The organism is Microvirga subterranea (assembly GCF_003350535.1).
Lineage (GTDB): Bacteria > Pseudomonadota > Alphaproteobacteria > Rhizobiales > Beijerinckiaceae > Microvirga > Microvirga subterranea.
In genome coordinates this window covers 238,253-254,147 of sequence record NZ_QQBB01000003.1, presented here as the reverse complement: position 1 = coordinate 254,147, position 15,895 = coordinate 238,253, and the positions used below count along the sequence as shown (strand labels likewise).

18 protein-coding genes are annotated in these 15,895 nt (G+C 64.5%); 8 read left to right on the top strand and 10 right to left on the bottom strand.

Annotation, left to right across the window (positions count from 1 at the left end; all coding sequences use genetic code 11):
* Positions 1–18: 18 nt before the first annotated feature.
* From DES45_RS09305 to argH, 3 genes are read right to left on the bottom strand one after another with little or no spacing between them, the layout of a single operon-like run.
* Positions 19–783: an amino acid ABC transporter ATP-binding protein gene (locus tag DES45_RS09305; RefSeq protein ID WP_114769714.1), complete on the bottom strand. Its 765-nt coding sequence runs from the start codon at positions 781–783 to the stop codon at positions 19–21.
* A gap of 3 nt (positions 784–786) precedes the next feature.
* The gene (locus DES45_RS09300) at positions 787–1,701 is read right to left on the bottom strand and encodes an amino acid ABC transporter permease (RefSeq protein ID WP_114769713.1); all 915 of its coding nucleotides are present in this window, start codon (positions 1,699–1,701) and stop codon (positions 787–789) included.
* 20 nt (positions 1,702–1,721) lie between these two features.
* Positions 1,722–3,146 carry an argininosuccinate lyase gene (argH, locus tag DES45_RS09295; protein WP_114769712.1) on the bottom strand — a complete coding sequence of 475 codons (1,425 nt, stop codon included), beginning with the start codon at positions 3,144–3,146 and terminating at the stop codon, positions 1,722–1,724.
* A gap of 154 nt (positions 3,147–3,300) precedes the next feature.
* Here argH and DES45_RS09290 point away from each other — a divergent pair, with 154 nt between their 5' ends.
* Positions 3,301–4,167, top strand: a complete 867-nt coding sequence (locus tag DES45_RS09290) for a LysR substrate-binding domain-containing protein (protein ID WP_245571642.1) — start codon at positions 3,301–3,303, stop codon at positions 4,165–4,167.
* 19 nt (positions 4,168–4,186) lie between these two features.
* Here the strand turns inward: DES45_RS09290 and DES45_RS09285 are convergent, their stop codons facing one another.
* Both DES45_RS09285 and DES45_RS09280 read right to left on the bottom strand, forming a co-directional pair.
* On the bottom strand, positions 4,187–5,596 hold the full coding sequence (locus tag DES45_RS09285; protein ID WP_114769710.1) for a serine/threonine protein kinase: 1,410 nt from the start codon (positions 5,594–5,596) through the stop codon (positions 4,187–4,189).
* A gap of 1 nt (position 5,597) precedes the next feature.
* The gene (locus DES45_RS09280) at positions 5,598–6,338 is read right to left on the bottom strand and encodes a metallophosphoesterase family protein (RefSeq protein WP_114769709.1); all 741 of its coding nucleotides are present in this window, start codon (positions 6,336–6,338) and stop codon (positions 5,598–5,600) included.
* Between the two features lie 265 nt (positions 6,339–6,603).
* Between DES45_RS09280 and DES45_RS09275 the strand changes: the two genes are divergently transcribed.
* Positions 6,604–8,376, top strand: coding sequence for a chloride channel protein (locus DES45_RS09275; protein ID WP_170151438.1), 1,773 nt, complete (start codon positions 6,604–6,606; stop codon positions 8,374–8,376).
* Positions 8,377–8,389: 13 nt separating this feature from the next.
* Here DES45_RS09275 and DES45_RS09270 read toward each other — a convergent pair whose 3' ends face one another.
* The 3 genes from DES45_RS09270 to DES45_RS24755 form a co-directional block, all read right to left on the bottom strand.
* Positions 8,390–8,605: a DUF7696 family protein gene (locus DES45_RS09270; RefSeq protein WP_245571641.1), complete on the bottom strand. Its 216-nt coding sequence runs from the start codon at positions 8,603–8,605 to the stop codon at positions 8,390–8,392.
* A 103-nt stretch (positions 8,606–8,708) separates the two neighbouring features.
* On the bottom strand, positions 8,709–9,011 hold the full coding sequence (locus tag DES45_RS09265) for a hypothetical protein (RefSeq protein ID WP_147282374.1): 303 nt from the start codon (positions 9,009–9,011) through the stop codon (positions 8,709–8,711).
* Between the two features lie 72 nt (positions 9,012–9,083).
* Positions 9,084–9,293: a hypothetical protein gene (locus DES45_RS24755; protein ID WP_147282373.1), complete on the bottom strand. Its 210-nt coding sequence runs from the start codon at positions 9,291–9,293 to the stop codon at positions 9,084–9,086.
* Positions 9,294–9,830: 537 nt separating this feature from the next.
* Here DES45_RS24755 and DES45_RS09260 point away from each other — a divergent pair.
* Positions 9,831–10,613, top strand: a complete 783-nt coding sequence (locus DES45_RS09260) for a helix-turn-helix domain-containing protein (RefSeq protein ID WP_170151437.1) — start codon at positions 9,831–9,833, stop codon at positions 10,611–10,613.
* Between the two features lie 102 nt (positions 10,614–10,715).
* Here the strand turns inward: DES45_RS09260 and DES45_RS09255 are convergent, their stop codons facing one another.
* Complete coding sequence (locus DES45_RS09255) at positions 10,716–11,174, bottom strand: hypothetical protein (protein ID WP_114769704.1); 459 nt, start codon at positions 11,172–11,174, stop codon at positions 10,716–10,718.
* 127 nt (positions 11,175–11,301) lie between these two features.
* Here DES45_RS09255 and DES45_RS09250 point away from each other — a divergent pair, with 127 nt between their 5' ends.
* Genes DES45_RS09250 through DES45_RS09235 form a run of 4 tightly spaced genes read left to right on the top strand, consistent with a single transcriptional unit; the run spans position 11,302 to position 13,490 of the window.
* Positions 11,302–11,637, top strand: coding sequence for an ArsR/SmtB family transcription factor (locus DES45_RS09250; protein WP_114769703.1), 336 nt, complete (start codon positions 11,302–11,304; stop codon positions 11,635–11,637).
* 34 nt (positions 11,638–11,671) lie between these two features.
* Complete coding sequence (locus DES45_RS09245) at positions 11,672–12,097, top strand: YeeE/YedE family protein (protein WP_114769702.1); 426 nt, start codon at positions 11,672–11,674, stop codon at positions 12,095–12,097.
* A 3-nt stretch (positions 12,098–12,100) separates the two neighbouring features.
* Complete coding sequence (locus DES45_RS09240) at positions 12,101–12,562, top strand: YeeE/YedE family protein (RefSeq protein ID WP_114769701.1); 462 nt, start codon at positions 12,101–12,103, stop codon at positions 12,560–12,562.
* 34 nt (positions 12,563–12,596) lie between these two features.
* Positions 12,597–13,490 (top strand): MBL fold metallo-hydrolase, encoded by an 894-nt coding sequence (locus tag DES45_RS09235; protein ID WP_114769700.1) that lies wholly within the window; start codon positions 12,597–12,599, stop codon positions 13,488–13,490.
* Between the two features lie 8 nt (positions 13,491–13,498).
* Here the strand turns inward: DES45_RS09235 and DES45_RS09230 are convergent, their stop codons facing one another.
* Positions 13,499–14,503, bottom strand: a complete 1,005-nt coding sequence (locus tag DES45_RS09230; protein WP_245571640.1) for a LacI family DNA-binding transcriptional regulator — start codon at positions 14,501–14,503, stop codon at positions 13,499–13,501.
* A 306-nt stretch (positions 14,504–14,809) separates the two neighbouring features.
* On the opposite strand from DES45_RS09230, the gene DES45_RS09225 reads away from it, so the two are divergent.
* Complete coding sequence (locus DES45_RS09225; protein ID WP_114769699.1) at positions 14,810–15,883, top strand: ABC transporter ATP-binding protein; 1,074 nt, start codon at positions 14,810–14,812, stop codon at positions 15,881–15,883.
* The last annotated feature ends 12 nt before the right edge of the window (positions 15,884–15,895 follow it).

Below are 15,895 nucleotides of genomic sequence, written 5' to 3'. Positions count from 1 at the left end.
TTTCCTGGGAACGGATTTTCACGCAAGAACCGCGGCGATGAAGTCGCGGGTGCGCTGTTGTTGCGGATGCACGAGCACCTCCTGCGGCGAGCCCCGTTCCACGATGGCTCCCCGATCCATGAACACCACCTCGTTCGCCACCTCGCGGGCGAAGCCGAGCTCATGCGTGACGACAATCATCGTCATGCCGGAACTCGCCAGATCCCTCATCACCGACAGAACCTCGCCCACCAGCTCCGGGTCGAGGGCGGAGGTCGGCTCGTCGAACAACATCAGCTTCGGCTTCATGGCGAGCGCCCGAGCGATCGCGACCCGCTGTTGCTGGCCGCCCGAGAGCTCGGACGGATAGGAATCGCGCTTGGCGCCTAGGCCCACACGCTCGAGCAGCGCCACGGCCTCGTCGACCGCATCCCTTCGGCGGCGCTTCTGCACCGTCACAGGCCCTTCGATGATGTTCTCGAGCGCCGTCATGTGCTGGAACAGGTTGAAGCGCTGGAAGACCATGCCGCTCGTCAGGCGCTGGCGCGCGATCTCGGCATCGGTGAGCTCATAGAGCTTATCGCCGACGCGGCGATAGCCGATCAGCTCTCCGTCGACCCAGATCGCGCCGGAATCGATGCGCTCCAGCTGGTTGATGCAGCGCAGGAGGGTGCTCTTGCCCGACCCGGACGGGCCGACGATGCACATGACCTGTCCGGCGGGAATTTCGATCGAAACCCCATCCAGAGCCTGGACGGAGCCGAAGGCCTTGCGGACGTCCGCAGCGACGACGATCGGAATCATGGCTCAGCTCTCCAGGGTCGGCCGGGCGGCCGGCCGCGTCTTACGCCGGCTTTGCCCCTTGGCGAAATAGCGTTCGAGAAAATGCTGCCCGACGCTGAGCACGGTCACGATCATCAGGTACCACGCCGCCGCGACGATCAGGAGCTCGATCACCCGTGCATTGGCGTAGTAGATCGTCTGGGCGTTGCGCAGCACCTCGGCGTAGCCGATCACGCTTGCGATCGAGGTCAGCTTCACCATGCTGATCACCTCGTTCCCAACTGGCGGAATGATGACCCGCATGGCCTGCGGAAGGATGATGCGGCGCAGGGTGGTGAGGCGCGTCATCCCAATGGATTTCGCCGCTTCCGTCTGGCCGACATCGACAGACAGGATGCCCGAACGCACCACCTCCGCCGTGTAGGCACCCTGGTTAATTCCGAGGCCGAGCAGGGTCGCCACGAAGGGCGTCATAACGTCAACCATGCGGGCCTCGAACAGTCCCGGAATTCCGATACGTGGGAAGACGAGGGCGAGATTGAACCAGATCAGGAGCTGCAGGAGCAGGGGCGTTCCCCGGAAGAACCAGATGTAGAATACGGCGACGCCTTTGAGCACGGGGTTCGGCGACATGACCATGATGGCGAACAGGACGCCCAGAGCGATGCCCAGCGCCATAGCGCAAATGGTCATGATGATCGTGTTGCCGAGGCCGCTCAGAATGGACTGCGCCGTAAAGAACTGGCCGACGACCTTCCAGTCGATCTGCCCCTCTGCGAAGGCCTTCGCAACATAGGCGAAGACGATCAGGATCAGAAGACTGGCGATCCAGCGTCCGTAATGTCGGCGCGGCACATGCGTCAGATGGGCGATGGACGGATCGAACCTTTCGGCCTTTGGGCCCGAGCCCGATGCGGATTGCGCGGCGGCGCTGCTCATCCGGAAACTCCTTCGCTCATTCAGGTCCGCGGGCCGTCATAACGTATCGCCCATTCCCTTTGGTCGTCGGAGAGTGAGCGAAGGCGCGCGAGTTGCTCGGTCACGCGCTCAGGCGCGGTGCCGCCATAGGCATCGCGGGCCGTGACCGCTGCCTCGGGCGTCAAGCAGGATTTGACCGTTGCGTCAAGGCGTGGATCGACCGCCACGAGATCGGCGTCGGTCACATCCTCGAGCCCGATGCCGCGATCCTCGCAATGCCGAACGAGGAGACCCGTGATCTCATGGGCTTCCGAGAACGGCACGCCACGGCGCGCAAGCCAGTCGGCGACCTCCGTCGCCAGGGTGAACCCTTCCGTCGCCTGCCGCCGCAGGGTTTCGGTGTTGACGCGCAAGGTGCGCACCATCCCGGTCATCGCCGGCAGGACGGCGGCGAGGGTGTCGATCGCCTCGAACGCGGCGCGCTTGTCCTCGGCAAGGTCGCGGTTGTAGGCGAATGGAAGCCCCTTGAGAGCCGTGAGCATCGTCGAAAGCGCGCCGATGAGCCGTGCAGCACGCCCGCGCGTGAGCTCGGCAATGTCGGCATTCTTCTTCTGCGGCATGATCGACGAGCCTGTCGCGTAGGCGTCGTCGAGCTCGACCCAGCGGAACTGCCGCGACGACCAGAGAAAGATTTCCTCTGCAAGTCGCGACAGGTTCACGCCCAGCATGGCGGTCGCGAACAGGAATTCTGCGACATGATCGCGGCTGCCGACCGCATCGATCGAATTCTCGCATGGCCCGTCATATCCGAGCTCGCGCGCGGACAGGTCGGGGTTCTTCGCAATGGCCGAGCCGGCGAGCGCCGCCGCGCCGAGGGGGGAACGGGCCGCGCGGCGATCCCAGTCCCGCAGCCGCTCGATGTCGCGTGCGAAACCCTGGGCATGAGCGAGAAGCTGGTGTGCGAAACTCACCGGCTGGGCGGGCTGGAGATGCGTGAAGCCCGGCGCAAGAGTCTGGAGATGTTCCTCGGCCTGACCGGCGACCGCATCCTGAAGGGACAGCAGGTCCAGGGCGATGCGCCTCGCCTTGTCCCGCAGATAGAGCTTGAGGTCGTTTGCGGCTTGATCGTTCCGCGAGCGCCCCGCCCGCAGCTTGCCGCCCAGCGGGCCGAGCCGCTCCATGAGCACGCGCTCCAGGAACGTATGGACATCCTCGTCACCCTCAGATGGGATTACGGCCCCCGCTTCGAGGTCGGCCGCGATATCCGCAAGGGCTGCCTGGACGCGCTCGCCTTCATCCTCATCGAGAAGGCCCACCCGGACGAGTTCGCGGGCATGGGACGACGAGGCGGCGAGGTCGTAGGCGGCCAGTCGGAAATGGCTCGGATCGGATCGGGAGAGGTTCATCAGCTCCGGGGCGGGGCCCGACCTGAAACGTGACGCCCAGAGGACTTTCGGCTCTGTCATGAGAACTTCCCTTTTCTCCTATGTCCCAAGGGAAAGTTACGGTGACAAATGAAAATTCGTCGCTTTTCTATTCCATTTCGGAATAGAAGTGGCCCCTATTCCATTTCGTCGAACCCGTCGATCACGCATGAGCGTTTATCGCCTTCCAAGCTCCATGACATCATTGCGCGTGCTCCTTGCCGTCGCTGAGCACGGAACCGCCTCAGGCGCGGCCGAGGCCGTGAACCTGACGCAGAGCGCCGTCAGCAAGCACCTTCGCGCGCTCGAAGAGACCATGGGCGCCACCTTCTTCACCCGTGGAAGCCGAGGACTCGTGCCCACGGAGGCGGGACGCATCTACATCAAACATGCCCGAACAGCCCTAGCGGAACTCGAAACGGCGGGGGTACGGATATCGGCCCTGAAGGCGTCACCCTGGTCCGTGCGCCTTCATGTGCTGCCGATCATCGGAGATCGGTGGCTCCTCCCTCGCTTCTCGCGCTTCGCGGAGCAATATCCGGACATCGATGTGCAGTTCACGAGCTTCGTAACGGCAGACACAACGGAAGCCGCCGACGGGACTTTTCGCTTCGGCGAGGGGCACTGGCCGGGACAGAGAGCTGATTATCTCTTCGGGCGCGACGTGGCCCTCGTCGGTGCGGCGCCCCTCCTGGCCCGCATGGGCGGGCTGGAGACCGCTGCGGATGTCGGGCGCTATACCGTGCTCGACCACTTCCAGACGCCTCTGCGTTGGAGCGAGTTCGGGGCCGCTCACGGGATCGACGGCTTTGAGCCGGCTCACACCATCCGCTTCGGCTTCTATTCCCTGGTCATCAGAGCCGCAATTTCCGGTCAGGGCCTCGCCCTGGTGCCGCGGCGCCTGGTGCAGGAGGAACTCGTCAGCGGTCGCCTCGTCAACCCTGCCGGCCTCGGGTTCAAGAGCCGTAACGCTTACTGGTTCACGGTTCCCGAGGACCGACCCGTGCGCCCGGGGCTCGAAGCGTTCCACCGTTGGCTGCTGGAGGAGATCAAGGCGTCCTGACCAACTCCTCCACGACCGGTCAGGCTTCGGTCGGGCGGCGGTCACGTGAGGTCCGAACGACCGTTACGGAGCAGGGGGCCTCGGCGACCACCTGGGAGGAGACGCTTCCAAGATAGCGCCGGAATGCCGACGAAGCGCGGGCGCCAATCACGATGTGATCCACGTTGTTGTGTCTCGCATAGCCGATCAGGGCACCCGCCGGGTCGGGCGCTTCCAGGACGCTGTAGGTGACGCGTTCCTTCGGCAGATCGAGGGTTGCAGCCCAGTGCCTGAGCTGGATGAGGCGCAGCACATGGAGGTTGCGGCCTTCCTCGTCCTCCAGGATGTCGACGGCAATGCGCGAGGTCTTCAGAACGTTGACGCAGGCGATGCGGGCGCCGTCCTCGATGGAGAGGATGCGCCTGACCAGGGCCCGCTGGGCATCGGCGAGATCCTCATTCCCCGGTGAAAGGTCGACGGCGGCCAGGATGATCGGCGCCCGCGACAGCTGACCCGCGATGTTCGGCGTCTCGAGCGGCTGCGCCCTTCGGGCCTTCAGCCACCGCTTGAACGTTTTCATGCCGCTGTCGCGCTCGAGCCGCTCCGCACGTTCGGTGAGCTGGATCTGCTCCGGGTTTTCGAGATCGAGCGCGAGCTGGGCCGCCGTCGCGTAGCGGTCGTTCGGATCGACCTCCAGGCAGCGGAGGATGACCTCCTGCAGCCAGGGCGGGCATTCCGAGTTCCTGGCCCGGGGCGGCGCCGGGTCCCGCCAGAGGCGGCGGCGGATCTGGCTGCCGCGCGGATTTCCGAAGGGCCGCTCCCCGGTGACGAAGAAGTACATCATCACCCCGAGGGCGAAAAGGTCGCTGCGTGGATCGCACCGGTCCTGAAGCACCTGTTCCGGGGCCATGTAGGGCGTGGTGCCGAACGGCTCGCGAAACTCCTCATCGAGGAGGTCGGGCAGCATTTCATGACGCGAGAAGCCGAAATCGATCAGCACCGCCTCGCCGGTTTCCCGGAACATGACGTTGCTCGGCTTCACGTCGAGGTGGATCACGTGCTGGCGGTGCAGGTCGTGAAGGGCATGCGCCACCTTCACGCCGATCTCCACCACCTCCGGCCAGGGCAGGGGCACTTCGGGCAGTCTCGCCTTGAGGGATGGGCCCGGAATTCGCTCCATGACGATATAGGGTTGGGCTTCCAGAGCGCCGGTCGCGACGAAGCGCGGCACGTGCGGCCCGGTCAGGCGCGGCATGATCATCTGCTCGGTCTCGAAGGAGACGATCGGCAGCGGATCGTCGCTGTCGCGCAGGAGCGGGATCTTCATGATGAGCGGCATCGGGTCGTCCAGCCTGGAAACGGCCCAGAGCAGGGCGGTCCCTCCGGTGCTCAGGTGCTCCGTCAGCTCGAAACCGTCGATCACCATGCCGGTATTCAGCCGCAGGCGCATGTTAGCGGCCCTGTTCGAGCCGGAGAGCAAGTCTCTCGGGAAGCCCGGCTTCGCGCACCTTGCTCGCGGCGGCGGCCGAATCGTACGGCACGCGCAGGAAGCGTAAGTTCTGGTGCGCCGCATCGAAAATCGCATAGTTCGCCGCCGGAGTTCCGTCCCTCGGCTGGCCTACGGCGCCGACCACCGCGAGCCAGGAACGGGTCGGCAGGAGCGGGATGTCGGTGTTGGGCACCGGCGTGAAGGCCCCGACCTTGGCCGTGGTGCTCATGTGATAGAGCATCGATATATGGACGTGGCCACAGAAGGTGATGTGCGCATCGACCCGGCCGAAATGGCGCACGGCGTCGAGGGGCCCCGACATGTAGTCCCACTCCGCCGGAGCGTAGCCGTTGGCGTGGACATAGAGGACGCTTCCCTCCTCGTGCCGGAGTGGGAGCCGGGACAGGAACCTTCGGTGATCGGGGCCGAGCTGCGCCCGGGTCCAGCGGATCGCCTCCTGGGCGGTGGCGTTCATATCCTCGTCCGACCCGTCAATTGCCGCATCGTGGTTTCCCTGGAGGGCGACCGCCCCTTCCGATACGAGCCTTGCGACGGTCTCCACCGTCCAGACCGGGTCGGCTCCGTAGCCGACATAATCGCCGAGGAGGATCAGGCGGTCGACCCCGACCAGCCGGGCATGGTCAAGACAGGCCGAGAAGGCCTCCCGGTTGCTGTGGATGTCGGTCATGATCCCGATACGCATGCGGCTACTACACCCCAGAACACCGCTCCGCGGCAACGGGGGCGTCAGGTCTTGACAGGTAAAATCTGTTCACCTGCGGTTCCTTCGCCGATCCCCAGGCCCTTGCATGCGGCGTTCCCGAGGCCTATTGAGGCCTGTACCAACCCATTCCGGAACGACGACATGGCTCCTCGCATCACTGGATGCGAAGGTGAAACGAGGCTTGGCTCACCATGAGTGGTCGCGCTTTCAGAGCAGACGATCGACGGCCCCCCAGGGGCTGGCCGTGATTGGGCTCCGCACGCGCTTCTCCGCCTTCTCGCATCTGCGCAAGCCTTCCGGCTCCTTCCGGCTCGTCGGGCTTTCGATCCTGATCGGAGTCGCAACCGGGCTGATGGTCGCCGGCATCCAACAGTTCGTCGTCTTCGCACAGCGGGCCATGCTGGGCTTCGCGGCCGAGCGGAGGATCGCCCTCCCGGACCATGCATCCTATGTCCGGATCGCCCTTGCGCTCGTCTGCAGCGCCATTCTGGTCACCGTCCTCTCGCGCCTGACCGCCTACTGGCGGACGAAGGACCCGATCGACGCCGTGGAGGCCAATGCCCTGAGCGGTGGCCGGATGAGCTGGTACGATGCGACCGCGGTCGTGATCCCGATCCTCGCGTCGGTGTCCTTCGGGGCTTCCGTGGGGATCGAGGCTGCCGTCACGCAGCTCGGCGCGGTCCTTGCAAGCCGCCTCGGGCGACGGCTTAACAAACCTCGATCGGACCTGCGTCTCCTGGTCGGCGTCGGATCCGCTGCCGCCATCGCGGCGGCTTACAGAGCGCCGATCGCCGGGATGCTCTACGCCTATGAACTCGTGCTGGGGACCTATTCGAAGCGTACCCTCGCTCCGATCGGCATCGGGGCGATTTCCGCCGTCCTGATGATCTGGCTCGTATCGGGGCCGACGAAGCCATTCAGCCTCGAGGTCGGCACGAACGCGTTGTGGTCCGACTACCCGCTTGCCGTGCTGATCGGCGGGGCCTCCGCCTTCATGGGGATCGCCGTGATGCTTCTGGTCTCCGCAACGGAGCGCATCCTCAAGCGGTTCGTCGGGGACGAAACCCTGCGCCGCGTAGCGGCAGGCCTGCTTCTCACCCTGCTCTCAATGCGGTTCCCGGCGGTTCTCGGCAGCGGCCATGCGGCGATCGAGCATGCGGTCAACGGAGACATTGCCGGTCGCCAAGCGCTAGGGCTGCTCGCCGCGAAAGGCTTGGCCTCCGCTGCGAGCCTCGGAGCTGGGTTCCGCGGTGGTCTGTTCAGCGCATCGCTCATGATGGGCGCGCTGTTGGGACAGGTTTTCGCGTGGCTCCTGCCGTTCGTGCCCGGTGCCCCGCCGCTGAGCCCCGCGCTCGGCGCCGTCATCGGCATGGCGTCGGTGGGCGCCAGCGTCATCGGCAGCCCCCTCGCAATGATCTTCCTGGTCCTGGAGACGACGGGAGACTTCGATGCAACGATCGTCGTGGCGATCGGGGCGATCTCGGCTTCGTTCCTCACGGACCGGCTGTTCGGATATTCCTTCGCGACATGGCGTTTCCAGCAGCGCGGCCTTGCCATCGAAGGCGGGCATGACGTCTCTCGCCTCGAGACGACCGCCATCAGCGATATCATCAGGCCGCCCAAGCGTGCGGTCGCAGTCAATGCCGGCCTCGAAGACGTCCGCCGGGCTGTGTCGACCGCCGGTGCGCGTGGGACTGCCGTCTACAGCCTCAACGGCAGTTTCGCCGGCTTGATCGATCCGCAACTCGTGGAGGCGCTCGACGCCGAAGCCGAGGATCTGCCGGTGGTTGCGGCCGAGCTGGTCTATGAGACGGCTCCGATCATCACGCCCCGGACCACCCTGGCGGAGGTTGTGGACATCTTCCGGACGGATGACCGTCCGACCCTGGCGGTCGTTGCGCCCGACGACCGCAACAACCTGATCGGCTGCATTCGTGCGCGCGACGCCTTCGCGCTAGCGTCATCCCTGCTCGACCAGCAGCGCCGTGAAGATCTCGGCATCGGTGCCCTGAAATAACCTGACGTCGTGCTTAGGTCCTTCGGCTCCGGGCCTCGATGATGCGCTCCATGTAGCCGCGCAGCGCTTCGGCCGCCTTCGGACCCCGAATGGCAATGATTCCGCGCTCCTTGCGCTTGCCGTCCTCGTCCTTGGAGCCGTTGAAAAACGACTCGCGGTCGCTCTTGGAAAGGGCGAGCACGGTCCGCGCTTCGCATTCGTGCTGCCATTCCTCGGACCAGGTGCTCACCGGCTCGCCGGTGATTTCGGAAATGGCGGTAGTGTCACGGGAGTAGGACGCGTTCGACATGCCGGGTGGATGGCACGATTCCCGTTAACAAGTCGATCCTAGTCTACTTGATGGCGTCGAAGAGATAGCCGGAAAACCAATACACGAGCGTAAGCAGGATGATCCCGATGAGCCAGAGAGGGCTGGTCGGCTGCCGCGGAGGAGGTGGCGAGGGCGGCCGGAACTGCTCGGAGCTTCGTTTGGGAGTGGTTGGAAGGCGCTCCATGAGCTCGATCAGGTTGGCCGTCACGATATCTCGTGACCCGATCAGGCGCGCGTGCACGGGAATTCCACCGCGGAAAGTCACCTCGGCGGGCTGGACCTCGTCGCTGTAGGTGACCCACCAATATTCCACGTGATCACTCAACGGATGCTTCCTCGAATCGGTGTCAGCGTCATTGGGCAATGCCGGTGATGCGGTGGCCCCCGGCGCTATCCCTCAGGCCGTCGGCGCTGCGCCTTGGCCTGGCATGCGGCCATTCGGCTTTTCTGCCGAAAGTTCCTCTCGCAAACGTTCTATCTCCTCAGCCGCTTCGGCAAGCACTTGTGCGGCGTCATCGCTCAGACGGGTAAATCCTGTGGTGGAAGGGAGGGCCGTGTCGGCCGTGGAGCGCAGCCGCTCGACAATATCCTTGGAGTCGTCGTTCATTCGACATGGATAGCACATCGAGCGTAGCAGGGAAGTTTTTGGGCCGATCATTGGTCCGACCGATGCTTCCGGTTCGAACCTGTGTCCCGGACGGCGTCATTGGTTCGGCATCTGAATGGCATCACCTCGAAGATCCCCCGAAAGAGTTAGGTGCAGCAATGGCTTGTCCCGAACGGGCGTGCGCGTGAGCACATAAAGTCCCAGGTCGCCGGAATAGCGTGGCGGTATCGAGTGTCTGTTCCCTTTGGACCGTCGGAGTTGGCCTCATGACGCAAAGCACCAAGGACCCCAAGCGCGAGGATGCCGGCGATCGGGTCGTGAGGGAGCATGTGAAGGCGATTATCCGGAAGCTGGCGCCTCGATCGGCCGGCCCTGGCAAGGACCATCTTTCCACTCGCCCCTGATCGAACGGGAGCACGGTGCGACATCTCCCGCCGCGACGGGGTCGACTTGGGGCTGGATACCTTTGGTTGAGTCCGATATTCAACAGGAACGTTGGTTCCTTCCAAAGTCCGTCTCCCGCTAATGACCTTTCCGATGCCACCGAACGAGGTGGAGCGCCTGCAGGCGCTGCGCCGCCTGAAAATTCTCGACGGAGCTCTCCCGGCCGGCCTGGATCGCATCTGCGCCGCTGCCCAGGGGCTCTTTCAGGTACCGGTCGTGCTGATGGTCTTCCTCGATAAGGATGTGGCGTGGATCAAAAGCGGGACCAAGCCGGGACTGGTCGAGGCACCGCGGCACCTCTCGTTCTGTAATTACACCGTGATGCACGACGAGGTCTTCGTGGTTCCCGACACGGGGAGAGACGGCCGCTTCGTCTCGCATCCCTATGTCAATGCCGATCCGCCGCTGCGCTTCTATGCCGGTGCGCCCTTCGTCACCGAGCCCGGGATCCGCATCGGATCCATCTGCATAGTCGATCACGTGCCCCGTGACTTCACGCCCCGGCAGATGAACCTGCTCAGCAATCTGGCACGCATCACGGTGGACGAGCTGTGGCTCCACCATGTGGAGGAGACCGGGTTGGCACCGTCGAGCCAGCCACTGCCGCCACTGCGCTCCCCGCTGCTCGATTTCCAGATCGAGCCGTCGATCACGAGCCAGCAGGTCCGTGCGGCGCGGGGACTGGTCAACTGGTCGGTCCGCGAACTGGCCGAGGCGGCTGGCGTGTCGCCGATGACCGTCAAGCGCATCGAAGCGAGCGACGGGACGCTCTCGGTACGCGACAGGAGCGCCAAGTCGGTACGGGCGGCCCTGGAACAGGCCGGTGTCGAGTTCGTGTTCGCGGCTGGCAGCGAGCCGGGCGTCAGGCCGCGCTGACGGAGCCGGTATGGCAGGTGACGGCGAAGTTTTCGATGCGCTCCGGCGTGCGCTCGGCAGAATCGATCCGTCGCCAGACAATGCAGTGCCGAATTTCCGGGTCTAGAGCCGGGCAGCCTGAAGCGCATGACTCGCGCGCGTGTCCCGGTTGTGCGGTCCAGGTCCAATGGGTCCGAAGTCTCCGCGCAGGGCCTTGAGCGCGTAGCGCTCCGTATCGATCTCGTGCTCGGTGCGGAAGCCCCAATTGCGCAGGATCGGCAGGGGAGGGCACCACCCCTGGATCGCATGCTGGAACAGGAATGCGGTCACAAGGGCTGGGAGAGCGAGCCAGCGCCGGTCCAGCGTGGCGCCGAGCGCAACGCCGATGAAGGCGAGTGTCGAGGCGTTGGCCTGCAGCATCCGCTCGATATCCCATTCCTCGTCGAGCTCCTGCAGGCGCTGGTCGATCCCTTCAGGGTGAGCCGCATGCCAGCGGACGCTCTCGGCGATCTGCGCTTCGATCCTGCGGTTGGCCTCTGCACTCGTATGGAGCGGCACCCGCGCGACGCTGCTTGCAACCATAGGATCTTCTCCTTCTTTATCGTGAAGGAACGACCCCGCGAGCGACACAGTTCCGTGACCATCTTGCAGTCGAGAGACTTGCCATTATATTAGAAAGGTCTAATTTTGTGTCCGGCAGGATGGCGTGATGACAACCCTACGTTTCGATCTGGAGAGCTTTGAGGAGAATGCGACGGAGGTCGCAAACATCCTGCGCGCGCTCGCCAACGAGAGGCGCCTGATGATCCTCTGCAAGCTGGTGGAATGGGGTGAGGCGAATGTCACCACCCTTGCGGAAGCCGTCGGCCTGTCGCAATCGGCCCTGTCTCAGCATCTTGCCAAGATGCGGGACGAGGGGGTCGTCACCTTCCGGCGCGAGAGCCAGACGATCTGGTACCGCATCGCCGATCCGCGGATCGAGCAACTCTTCGCGACCCTGCATGCCCTCTATTGCCGACAGCAGCAGATTGCCAAGGAGTCGTGAACGTCAGAAGATTTACGACCGGCGGGAGATCGAGATGGACCATTTCACGCCTGTTTCCGCACTTGTCGGCGGCATGCTCATCGGCGGTTCCGCGGCTCTTATTCTGATCCTGAACGGCCGTGTCGCCGGCATCAGCGGCATTCTCGGCGGACTCCTCCCGCCCTCGCGCGGCGACGTCTCGTGGCGCATCGCCTTCCTGGCCGGACTGCTGCTGGCCCCTGTCATCTATCGCGCTTTCGGAGGAGCAATCCCGCCCATCACCGTCGAAGCTTCGGTTCCAGTCCTTGCTATTGCAGGTTTCCTGGTCGGCTTCGGCACGCGCCTCGGCGCCGGCTGCACGAGCGGTCACGGGGTGTGTGGGGTCGGCCGCGGCTCGCCCCGATCGATCGTAGCGACGGCGGTGTTCACGGCAACTGCGATCGTCACGGTTCTCGTGACCCGTCACCTGCTGGGAGCATAGGCCATGGCGATCATCCTGTCCGCTTTCGCATCTGGCCTCATTTTCGGTTTGGGGCTCGTGATTTCCCAGATGATCAATCCGGCGAAGGTGCTGGCGTTTCTCGATATATTCGGCCGCTGGGACCCGAGTCTCGCCTTCGTCATGGGCGGAGCCGTAGCGGTTTCCGCGCTCGGCTACGCCTATTCACGAAGCCGTGGGGCGCCGGTTCTTGCGCCGAGGCTCGACGTCCCGTCCCGTCGTGACGTCGATCCGCGTCTGCTCACGGGCGCGGCAATCTTCGGGCTCGGCTGGGGCTTGGTCGGACTGTGCCCGGGCCCGGCGCTCGTCGATCTCGTCGCAGGTCCCTGGACGATCTTCGTTTTCGTCACAGCGATGGTTGCGGGGCTCCTGCTGGCGCGCATCTCCTTGCCGTCCGGACCTCCGCAGCAGCTTCTCGGGGAGACCGCCCCCGCTGCCGACGGCTGATTTCCCCTTCGTCCATGCTCCCGGAGTCATTCCCATGGCCTCATCGCCGCCGTCCCCGATCGTGAAAGGTTTCTACGACAAGCGCACCGGCAGCATCCAGTACGTGGTTGCGGACCCGGAGACGAAGCGCTGCGCGATCATCGATCCGGTCCTCGACTTCGACCCGAAGTCCGGCTGCACCGCCACGCGCTCCGCAGACGAACTTCTCGCCTATGTGGAGCGCGAGGGGTGCGACCTGGAATGGATCCTCGACACCCATCCGCATGCTGACCATTTCTCTGCCGCAGCGTACCTGAAGCAGAGGACGGGCGCGCGCACAGGCATTGGGGAGAAGATCACCGAGGTCCAGAAGCTCTGGAAGGACCTCTACAACCTACCTGAGGACTTTCCGGCCGACGGCTCGCAGTGGGACCGCACCTTCGCCGACGGTGAGCGTTTCAAGATCGGCAACATGGACGTGGAGGTGATGTTCACGCCCGGGCATACGCTTGCCTCCATTGCCTATCGGACCGGAGACGCCGCGTTCATCCATGATACGCTGTTCATGCCGGACAGCGGGACAGCCCGTGCGGACTTCCCCGGCGGTTCTGCGCGGGCGCTGTGGAGGAGCATCCGGCGCATCCTGGAGTTGCCCGACGATACGCGACTGTTCACGGGGCACGATTACCGGCCTGAGGGACGGGAGCCGGCCTGGGAAAGCACCGTCGCACAGCAGAGGGCTCACAACATCCATCTGACGAAGGCGAGGACGGAAGAAGAATATGTGGCCTTGCGTGAGGCCCGCGATCGGACGCTGCCCATGCCGGTTCTGATCCTGCAGGCGCTCCAGGTGAATATTCGAGCCGGAAGGCTGCCGGAGCCGGAGACGAACGGGCGGCGCTACCTCAAGATTCCCCTCGACGCCCTGAGCGGAGCGGCCTGGGAGTAGGGCGCAAATCAGGTGCTCCGCCGTTCGATCAGCACGTGGCTGGTGTCGACGATGCGACGTGCGCCTTCAGGACGTGATCCGTGGATGCTGTCGAGGATCAGGCGCGCCACCTCCTTGCCGATGAGGTCGCCCGACGGTCGGATCGTCGTGAGCGAAGGAACGCAGGACGCGCTGAAGTCGAGGTCGCCGAAGCCGATCAGGGCGATCTTTTCGGGAATGGCGATGCCTGTCCGCTGGCATTCGAACAGAACGCCGAGCGCAATGAGATCGTTGGAACAGGCGACGCCGTCGAGGTCCGGCACCTGCTGGAGCGCCCGATTCAGGAGAAGGGCTCCCGCCTCGACCGTCGCGGCACCGGGATGGTTGACGATCTCGCAGATGGAGGCATCGCCGGCTTTTCCAGCCTCTGCGAAGCCGGCGGCACGCTGCTCGGCGCGGTGATCCTCATGCATGCGGGCGCCCAGAAAGGCGAGGTTGCGGCGCCCCTTCGAGAGCAGGTGCCTGGCCGCAGACGCGCCGACCTGGGGATGGGAGAACCCCACCGCCATGTCCAGCGGCTCGCCGCCGAGTTCCCACATTTCGATGACCGGAACCCGGCTGGCCTTGAGAAGCTTGCTTGTGCCCAGGCTATGGCTCAGCCCCGTGAGAACGATTGCGGCCGGCGCCCAGGAAAGGGCGGTCCGGACAAGCGCTTCTTCCTGATTTTCTCCGTAGTCGGTATGGCCCAAGAGCACCTGAAGGCCTTCCGATGCCAGTTCGGCCTGAAGCGTCGCTACGGTCTCGGCGAAGAATGCGTTGCGGATCGACGGTACGATGATGCTCACGACCTTTGACGAAGCGGCCGCGAGGCCGCCGGCCACCAAGTTCGGCACATAGCCCAGGTCATCGATCGCGCGGGCGATGTCCTGACCGGCGGAGGGGGAGACTGCCTCCGGTTTCCGGAGATAGAGGGAGACCGTTGAAGGAGAGACCTGGGCCAGCTTGGCCACGTCCATCATGGTGACGCGCTGCATTTTCCGCCGCTTGCGCGTCAGGCGAACCTGCGCTGAGCTGCCGCCTGTATCCACGAGAACCTCTCTAAAATTCGCAGCGCTCTGAAATGAGCTAATAGCATTTATAGAACGGATTCGACGACATTCCAATAGGATAGCATCCGAGGCTTATTCTGCAGGCTGAAATTATGCCTTCAATTTCCGCTCTTGCGGCCAATTCATCGTAGCGCTATGATAACCTTAATCGATCAGTGATAGGCGCTCCGGTTGCCTTCTCGGTGAATCGAACCGCGCCGGATCACGGCCCGCCAGGAACAGGTGAGGAACATGTCTTCAGTCAGCTTTCGCAAGCTTGAGAAGAGCTATGGCGCCCTTCGCATCGTGAAGGGCATCGACTTGGAGATCGCCGACCGCGAGTTCGTGGTTCTCGTCGGGCCGTCCGGCTGCGGAAAATCCACGACCCTGCGCATGCTGGCCGGCCTCGAGAGCATCAGCGGCGGCGAAATTCGCATCGGCGAGCGGGTAGTGAACAAGCTGCCTCCGCGGGAACGGGACATCGCCATGGTGTTCCAGGATTACGCGCTCTACCCGCACAAGACCGTCTACGAGAACATGGCCTTCAGCCTGAAGGTACGCGGCGTGCCGGCGGCGGAGATCAAGCCTCGCATCGCCCAGGCCGCCGAGATGCTCGGAATCGGCCAGCTTCTCGAGCGCAAGCCCAGCCAGCTCTCGGGCGGGCAGCGCCAGCGCGTCGCCATGGGCCGAGCCATCGTGCGCCGCCCCCAGGTCTTCCTGTTCGACGAGCCGCTCTCCAACCTCGACGCCAAGCTGCGCGGGCAGGTCCGGACCGAGATCAAGCGGCTGCACCAGGCGATCGGTACCACCATCATCTACGTGACCCACGACCAGGTCGAGGCCATGACCCTCGCCGATCGGATCGTGATCCTGAAGGGTGGCGAGATCGAGCAGGTCGGCACGCCGGACGAGGTCTACAACAGCCCGGCTAGCGTCTTCGTCGGCGGTTTCATCGGATCTCCCGCGATGAACTTCGCTAAAGGCACCGTCCGCGGCGGCCGGATCGCGTTCGACGGCGGCGCCGAGATCGCGCTCGACGGCCGCGTCAACGGCAAGGCGACAGCTCTCGAGGGGCGTGACATCATTGTCGGGATTCGTCCCGAGCATTTCGGTGCGGCCGAGGAGGGTCGTCAGCTTTCCGGTCGCGTGCAGGTCGTCGAGCCGCTTGGTTCCGACACGCTCATCCATTTCGCCCTCGGCTCGTCCACGCTCACCGCGCGCGTCGCGCCGGAGATGCGACCCCAGCCCGGCGAGATCCTGTCCATCGGTGTCGATCCTTCGCGGATCCATCTGTTCGATGCGGCGACGGAGCGGGCGCTGAACTGAGCGGCCCTGAGT